The sequence below is a fragment of the Streptomyces hesseae genome (assembly GCF_031845785.1).
In the GTDB taxonomy this organism is placed as follows: domain Bacteria; phylum Actinomycetota; class Actinomycetes; order Streptomycetales; family Streptomycetaceae; genus Streptomyces; species Streptomyces hesseae.
This window is the reverse complement of sequence record NZ_JAVRFI010000075.1, coordinates 1-451: the sequence shown is the minus strand read 5'-3', so window position 1 is coordinate 451 and position 451 is coordinate 1. Positions and strand designations below refer to the sequence as shown.

Genomic DNA, 451 nt, shown 5'->3' with positions numbered 1-451 from the left:
CGTCGTAGGCGGCCTCGGGCTCCTCGTGGTCCTCCGCGTAGGTGTCCTCGCCGGTGCCGGGGCGGCCCTCGTCGTCGGGGCCACCGGTGCCGCCGCCCGTCGCGGGGCCGGGGCCTGTGGTTCCCGTACCGCCGGAGGTCTCGCCGCCGGTCGCGCCCCCGTCCGTACCGCTGGAAGTCCCGCCGGAAGCCCCGCCGGTCCCACCCGTACCGCCCGTCGCGTCGCCGCCGGAGGCTCCCGTACCGCCGGTGACCGTCGAGCCCGCGTCCGTACCGCCGCTGGACGCACCCCCCGAAGCATCCCCCGCCTCCACCGGGCCGCTGCCGCCCCCGTCCGAGACCGGGCACGAGCTGCCGGTCAGTGAGCAGATCGCCGACTGGAGCCCCTCCGTGATCCGGCCGCCGAGGCCCCCCACCGTCAGGGCCGCGATCAGCGCGACCACGATCAGGAC

General features: G+C 77.8%; 1 pseudogene. It reads right to left on the bottom strand.

What is annotated here, in order from left to right:
• Positions 1-451, bottom strand: a pseudogene (locus RM609_RS34260) (hypothetical protein); the annotation flags it as partial.